At 67.5% G+C, this 6,677-nt stretch carries 6 protein-coding genes and 1 rRNA gene; all 7 read left to right on the top strand.

Annotated features, from left to right (window positions below; all coding sequences use genetic code 11):
* Positions 1-74, top strand: a 5S ribosomal RNA gene (gene rrf / locus LZ604_RS36600); the annotation flags it as partial.
* Positions 75-218: 144 nt separating this feature from the next.
* Positions 219-827: a cardiolipin synthase ClsA gene (gene clsA / locus LZ604_RS31290; RefSeq protein WP_234519287.1), complete on the top strand. Its 609-nt coding sequence runs from the start codon at positions 219-221 to the stop codon at positions 825-827.
* A gap of 113 nt (positions 828-940) precedes the next feature.
* Positions 941-3,436, top strand: a complete 2,496-nt coding sequence (locus LZ604_RS31285) for a mannose-1-phosphate guanyltransferase (protein ID WP_234519286.1) — start codon at positions 941-943, stop codon at positions 3,434-3,436.
* 167 nt (positions 3,437-3,603) lie between these two features.
* Positions 3,604-4,431 (top strand): DUF881 domain-containing protein, encoded by an 828-nt coding sequence (locus LZ604_RS31280; RefSeq protein ID WP_234519285.1) that lies wholly within the window; start codon positions 3,604-3,606, stop codon positions 4,429-4,431.
* Positions 4,428-4,760 carry a small basic family protein gene (locus LZ604_RS31275; RefSeq protein ID WP_019708255.1) on the top strand — a complete coding sequence of 111 codons (333 nt, stop codon included), beginning with the start codon at positions 4,428-4,430 and terminating at the stop codon, positions 4,758-4,760. Before LZ604_RS31280 ends, LZ604_RS31275 begins: the two co-directional genes overlap by 4 nt.
* Positions 4,761-4,765: 5 nt before the next feature.
* The gene (locus LZ604_RS31270) at positions 4,766-5,722 is read left to right on the top strand and encodes a DUF881 domain-containing protein (protein WP_234519284.1); all 957 of its coding nucleotides are present in this window, start codon (positions 4,766-4,768) and stop codon (positions 5,720-5,722) included.
* Between the two features lie 61 nt (positions 5,723-5,783).
* The gene (locus LZ604_RS31265) at positions 5,784-6,656 is read left to right on the top strand and encodes a double zinc ribbon and FHA domain-containing protein (protein ID WP_234519283.1); all 873 of its coding nucleotides are present in this window, start codon (positions 5,784-5,786) and stop codon (positions 6,654-6,656) included.
* Positions 6,657-6,677: the final 21 nt, after the last annotated feature.

Here is a 6,677-nt window from a genome sequence, read left to right as displayed (position 1 = left end):
ACCCGGAAGCTAAGCCTTACAGCGCCGATGGTACTGCAGGGGGGACCCTGTGGGAGAGTAGGACACCGCCGAACAATTCTTGAGAAAGCCCCCGTGCCAGTCGGCACGGGGGCTTTCTGCGTTCAGCGCGAAGTTTCGACCCCCTCTGCACCGCGGCGCGAACCATGCGGGTAGGGTCAGGGGGCATCGTTGGCTCGTTTTCCGCAGGAGGCCCCCGGGTGGAGGTCCAAGAGACCCGTGTCCAGACAGACCGGGTCCTCACCATCCCGAACATCCTCAGCATGGCACGTCTCGTCGGCGTGCCCGTCTTCCTGTGGCTGATCCTCAGGCCCGAGTTCGGCGGGCCGAAGAGCGACGGCTGGGCGCTGCTCGTGCTCGTACTGAGCGGAGTCAGCGACTATCTGGACGGCAAGCTGGCCCGGCGCTGGAACCAGATCAGCAGCCTCGGCCGGCTCCTCGACCCCGCGGCCGACCGGCTCTACATCGCATCCACGCTGGTCGGCCTCACCTGGCGCGGGATCCTGCCTCTGTGGCTGACCGGCGTTCTCGTGGCCCGCGAGCTGGTCCTGTTGGTGATGGTGGGCATCCTCAGGCGACACGGGTACCCGCCGCCCCAGGTGAACTTCCTGGGGAAGGCTGCCACCTTCAACTTGATGTACGCCTTCCCGCTGCTGCTTCTCAGTGACGGAAGCGGATGGATCGCGTCACTCGCTGCTATTTTCGGATGGGCGTTCGCCGGGTGGGGTACAACCCTGTACTGGTGGGCAGGAGTTCTCTACGTGGTCCAGGTCCGCCGTCTTGTCCGAGCGGAAGCCAAGGCCGGTTGAGCTCGCCGATCGGCGGCCGCAGTGGCTCGATGGCCCGCGCAGGGAAACTGCGGGACAATCTAGACGGGTGAAGTCGGCTGGACCGTCGTCTTTTAGAGGAGGACGCTTCCGACATGAAGGCCGTCGTAATGGCCGGAGGCGAGGGCACGCGCCTTCGCCCCATGACCTCGAGCATGCCCAAACCGCTCCTGCCCGTGGCCAACCGCCCGATCATGGAGCATGTGCTGAGGCTGCTCAAAAGGCATGGGCTCAACGAAACCGTCGTCACGGTTCAATTTCTGGCCTCGCTGGTCAAGAACTACTTCGGTGACGGCGAGGAGCTCGGGATGGAGCTCACCTATGCCAATGAGGAGAAGCCACTCGGTACCGCCGGGAGTGTCAAGAACGCCGAGGAAGCACTGAAGGACGACACCTTCCTCGTCATCTCCGGTGATGCGCTGACCGACTTCGACCTCACCGATCTGATCAATTTCCACAAGGAAAAGGGATCCCTGGTCACCGTCTGTCTGACCCGGGTGCCCAATCCGCTGGAATTCGGCATCACGATCGTCGACGAAGAGGGAAAGGTCGAGCGATTCCTCGAGAAGCCGACCTGGGGCCAGGTCTTCTCGGACACCGTGAACACGGGTATCTACGTCATGGAGCCCGAGGTCTTCGACTACGTCGAGCCGGATGTGCCCGTCGACTGGTCCGGCGACGTCTTTCCGCAGCTGATGAAGGAGGGCAAGCCGATCTACGGCTATGTCGCCGAGGGCTACTGGGAGGACGTCGGCACCCACGAGAGCTATGTGAAGGCGCAGGCAGACGTCCTGGAAGGCAAGGTCGACGTCGAGATCGACGGCTTCGAGATCTCTCCCGGCGTATGGGTTGCGGAAGGTGCGGAGGTACACCCCGACGCCGTACTGCGCGGTCCGCTCTACATCGGTGACTACGCCAAGGTCGAGGCCGGCGCCGAAATCCGTGAGCACACCGTCGTCGGCTCGAACGTCGTCGTCAAGAGCGGGGCGTTTCTGCACAAGGCCGTCGTCCACGACAACGTGTACATCGGCCAGCACAGCAATTTGCGTGGCTGTGTGGTGGGAAAGAACACCGACATCATGCGGGCGGCCCGGATCGAGGACGGTGCCGTCATCGGCGATGAATGCCTCATCGGTGAAGAATCGATCGTGCAGGGCAATGTCCGGGTCTATCCGTTCAAGACCATCGAGGCCGGCGCGTTCGTCAACACCTCGGTCATCTGGGAGTCGCGGAGCCAGGCGCATCTCTTCGGCGCCCGTGGCGTGTCCGGGATCCTGAACGTGGAGATCACGCCGGAACTGGCGGTCCGGCTGGCCGGAGCCTATGCCACGACGCTGAAGAAGGGGTCCACGGTCACCACGGCCCGCGACCACTCCCGCGGCGCGCGTGCGCTGAAGCGTGCGGTCATCTCCGCGCTCCAGGCCAGCGCCATCGACGTACGCGATCTGGAGAACGTGCCGCTGCCCGTCGCCCGGCAGCAGACCGCGCGAGGCAGCGCCGGCGGGATCATGATCCGGACGTCTCCCGGTGTGCCGGATTCCGTCGACATCATGTTCTTCGACGGACAGGGCGCCGACCTGTCGCAGGCCGGGCAGCGAAAGCTGGACCGGGTGTTCGCGCGTCAGGAGTACCGGCGTGCCTTCCCCGGTGAGATCGGCGACCTGTACTTCCCGTCCAGCGTCTTCGACTCGTACACCGGTTCTCTGCTGCGGAGTGTCGACACCTCGGGGATCGCGGAGTCGGGCCTCAAGGTCGTCGTGGACGCCTCGAACGGGAGCGCCGGACTCGTCCTGCCGAGCCTGCTCGGCAAGCTCGGTGTGGACTCACTGACGATCAACCCGGGTCTCGACGAGTCCCGGCCCACGGAGTCCGCCGAGGCGCGGCGCTCGGGGCTCGTGCGACTCGGTGAGATCGTGGCGTCCTCGCGTGCCGCCTTCGGTGTGCGGTTCGACCCTGTCGGCGAGCGCCTGTCGCTCGTGGACGAGAAGGGGAAGATCGTCGAGGACGACCGGGCGCTGCTGGTGATGCTCGACCTGGTGGCCGCCGAGCGGCGCAGCGGGCGGGTGGCGCTGCCGGTGACCACCACGAGGATCGCCGAGCAGGTGGCGGCGTACCACGGTACGCAGGTCGAGTGGACGACCACCTCGCCCGACGACCTCACACGCGTGGGCAGGGACGAGTCGACCATCTTCGGCGGAGACGGGCGGGGCGGTTTCATCGTGCCCGAGTTCAGCAGCGTCTTCGACGGGACGGCCGCCTTCGTGCGGCTCATCGGACTGGTGGCCCGCACACAGCTCACGCTCAGCCAGATCGACGCACGGATTCCGCGGGCGCATGTCCTCAAGCGTGATCTCGCGACTCCCTGGGCCGTGAAGGGCCTGGTGATGCGCCGGGTCGTGGAGGCCGCAGGGGACCGCTTCGTCGACACGACCGACGGCGTGCGGGTCGTGGAGACCGACGGGCGGTGGGTGCTGGTGCTGCCCGACCCGGCCGAGGCCGTCACGCACCTGTGGGCCGAGGGCCCCGACGACGCTTCCGCGCAGGCACTGCTGGACGAGTGGTCGGCGGTCGTGGACAGCGCCGGCCGGTAAAAAACCCACCACGCGCGCGTGCCGGACAAGTGTCTCCAAGGGGGCCTGTCCGGCACGCCGGTGGGGCCGTTCGGAGGTATCGCGCACGACGTGCGACGATGTGCGGCATGCCGCAGCCGCCCCCCGTTCGGAGCACAACCACGCGACCGTCGCGTCCGGACGCCTCCATGTCGTTGCTCACCAATGTCATGGATCACAGCCTCGACGACGGATACGCCGAGGCCGCAGCCCGGAAGGCCGACGGCCCCGGCGGTATGCCGCGGACGGTGCGGGCCAGGCTCGGTCTCGCGGCCGGGCTTGTGCTCGCCGCCCTCGTGGTGACCGTGGGCGCCGCACAGGCCCGCATAGCGGCCCCGACGGTGGCCAAGGAGCGTCAGGAACTCATCGGCCGCATCCAGCGGGAGACCGCGGCCGCGGACAAGCTCGAGGCCACGGTCGACAAGCTGCGCGACGACGTGAGCGCACGCCAGCGCGCGGCTCTGAAGAGCGACGGCGGCGATGACGACCTGGTGGGCATCCTCTCGGGCGCCGTCGCCGTGCACGGTCCCGGAGTGAAGCTCGTCGTGAACGACGCCAAGGAAGCCACCACGGGCGGTGACGGCAACCCCCGCGAGACCTCCGGCTTCTCCGACACCGGTCGCGTGCGCGACCGTGACATGCAGCGCGTCGTCAACGGGCTGTGGGAGTCGGGGGCCGAAGCGATCGCGATCAACGGACAGCGGCTGACGGCCCTGTCGGCGATCAGGGCCGCGGGCGACGCGATACTGGTCGACAACAGGCCGCTGGTGCCGCCGTACACGGTGCTCGCGGTGGGGGACGGTCAGCGGCTGAGTACCCGGTTCCAGAACAGCGCCGACGGGCTGTACCTTCATGCGCTCCAGCAGAACTACGGGATCCGGACAGGCATCGCCACCGAGGCCGACGTCCGGCTGCCCGCAGCACCAAGTGTGATCGTACGTACAGCACAGCAGAGCACAGGGAAGGGCACATCGTGATCGCCGTACTGGGCCTCGTCGTCGGAGTCGTGGTCGGCCTGCTGGTCCGGCCCGAGGTTCCGGCGGTCGTCGAGCCTTATCTCCCGATCGCCGTCGTGGCGGCGCTGGACGCCGTCTTCGGCGGCCTGCGGGCCATGCTCGACGGCATCTTCGACGACAAGGTCTTCGTCGTGTCGTTCCTGTCGAACGTGGTGGTGGCGGCGCTGATCGTGTTCCTCGGCGACAAGCTGGGGGTCGGTGCGCAGCTGTCGACCGGTGTCGTGGTCGTCCTCGGCATCCGGATCTTCTCCAACGCCGCGGCGATCCGCCGTCACGTGTTCCGGGCGTGAGACCGATGAGCAACGAGGACGCGACCCCCGGGCGGGAGCAGCACTCCGGGCCCGAGCAGGAGCCCGGGCAGGACCGTGATCCCGGGCGCGAGCAGGAGCCCGGGCAGGAAAGGGAGCCCAGGGCCGAGGACGGGCAGAGCGCCGAGCACCGGCTGCGCAGGGAACTTCCGCAGGAGGTCCCCGCTCCGGCTCCCGGGACTCACCAGGCTCCCGAGGGGGCCGAGGACCCCCGGGCCGGGCTGACCGGTCGTCAGCGTCTGGTGAAGGGGCTGTGGCCGCCGAGGGTCACCCGGGCCCAACTCATCGTCGCCGTTCTGCTGTTCGGCCTGGGCTTCGGCCTGGCTGTCCAGGTCGCCTCCAACAGCGACGGAAGCAGTGCCCTGCGCGGCGCGCGCCAGGAGGATCTTGTGCGCATCCTCGATGAACTGGACGACCGCACCCAGCGTCTTCAGGACGAGAAGCAGGGCCTCCAAGATCAGCGGTCCGAGCTGGAGAACAGCTCGGACCGTGCCGAGGAGGCCCGCAAGCAGACCGCCGAGAAGGAGAAGCAACTCGGCATCCTTGCGGGCACGGTGGCGGCGCAGGGACCCGGCATCACGATCACCATCGGGGACACGAAGGGAGCGGTCCGGGCGGACATGCTGCTCGACGCGATCCAGGAGCTGCGCGCGGCCGGTGCCGAAGCCATAGAGGTGAACGGCGTCAGGATCGTCGCCGGCACCTATCTGTCGGATTCCGGGAAGAGCGTCAGCGTCGACGGGAACAAGATCACCCAGCCCTATCGTTTCAAGGTCATCGGCAAGCCGCAGGACCTCGAGCCGGCGCTCAACATCCCGGGAGGTGTGGTGCAGACCCTGGAGAAAGAGCAGGCCACCGTCACTGTGGAACGTTCGACGAAGATCGTTGTGGACGCCTTGCGAGCGGCGAAGCAGCCTGACTACGCTCGGTCGTCCTCCCAGTGAACCGGGGGTGCATGGAGCCCATCCGACGAGGGCATCAGGTTGCGGGGGGTCGGCGCACCGAATGGGTGGTGCGTGGTGGAAACTGTCTGGTGGATACGGACGTTGTGAGGATGTCCGGATCGGCCGGTGTATGCAATCAGGGTTCGTCCTGCCCCACGGGCGGGTCTGTTTCGGTCAAGGGGAATCGCCCGTGAAGTTGTTTGCGAAGTTGTTCGGCAAGAGCGCGCGAGAGGGCAGCGCCAGCACGGCTGCCCGGCATCGCGCACAGCCGCAAGACGCGGAGGGCCAGCGCCCGCTGTTCCGGGACCAGGTCACTGGTCCGGCTGGTGACATTTCCGGAGGCCAGGGCGCGCCGTCTGTTGACCCTGGTACGTCCGGCACCATAGGTTTCGGGGGCATGTCGGCCCTGGTGTGTACGAGGTGCGGCCACCGCAACGCGGAGAACAGCCGCTTCTGCTCCAACTGCGGCGCGCCGCTTCGGCCCGGGGCGGTTCCGGAGCGTGCGTCGGAGACGACGTCCACGATCTCCATTTCCGGTCTGGAGGCGTACGACGCGGAGGCGACCGGCCAGACGCCCGTGCCCACGCTCTCCCCGGAGGCGCAGGCCGCGGTCGACGCGCTGCCGTTCGGCTCGGCGCTGCTGGTGGTGCGCCGCGGCCCGAACTCGGGCAGCCGTTTCCTGCTGGACAGCGATCTGACCACGGCGGGGCGTCATCCGCAGAGCGACATCTTCCTGGACGATGTGACGGTGTCGCGTCGCCATGTTGAGTTCCGCCGTGGCCCCGACGGTTCGTTCACGGTCGCCGACGTCGGCAGCCTCAACGGCACGTACGTCAACCGTGAGCGCATCGACCAGGTCCTGCTCCACAACGGCGACGAGGTGCAGATCGGCAAGTACAGGCTGGTCTTCTACGCCAACCAGCGGGGCATCTGACCCTCCCCCAGACTCCGTCCG

The organism is Streptomyces glomeratus, assembly GCF_021462825.1.
Lineage (GTDB): Bacteria > Actinomycetota > Actinomycetes > Streptomycetales > Streptomycetaceae > Streptomyces > Streptomyces glomeratus.
Note: the sequence above shows the minus strand (reverse complement) of the source record. Positions and strands in the feature narration are given on the sequence as shown.

Coding starts and splice junctions, on each gene's coding strand:
- LZ604_RS31285 (WP_234519286.1), top strand. CDS start 941: ATGAAGGCCGTCGTAATGGCCGGAGGCGAGGGCACGCGCCTTCGCCCC.
- LZ604_RS31265 (WP_234519283.1), top strand. CDS start 5,784: ATGGGTGGTGCGTGGTGGAAACTGTCTGGTGGATACGGACGTTGTGAG.
- LZ604_RS31280 (WP_234519285.1), top strand. CDS start 3,604: ATGTCGTTGCTCACCAATGTCATGGATCACAGCCTCGACGACGGATAC.
- LZ604_RS31270 (WP_234519284.1), top strand. CDS start 4,766: ATGAGCAACGAGGACGCGACCCCCGGGCGGGAGCAGCACTCCGGGCCC.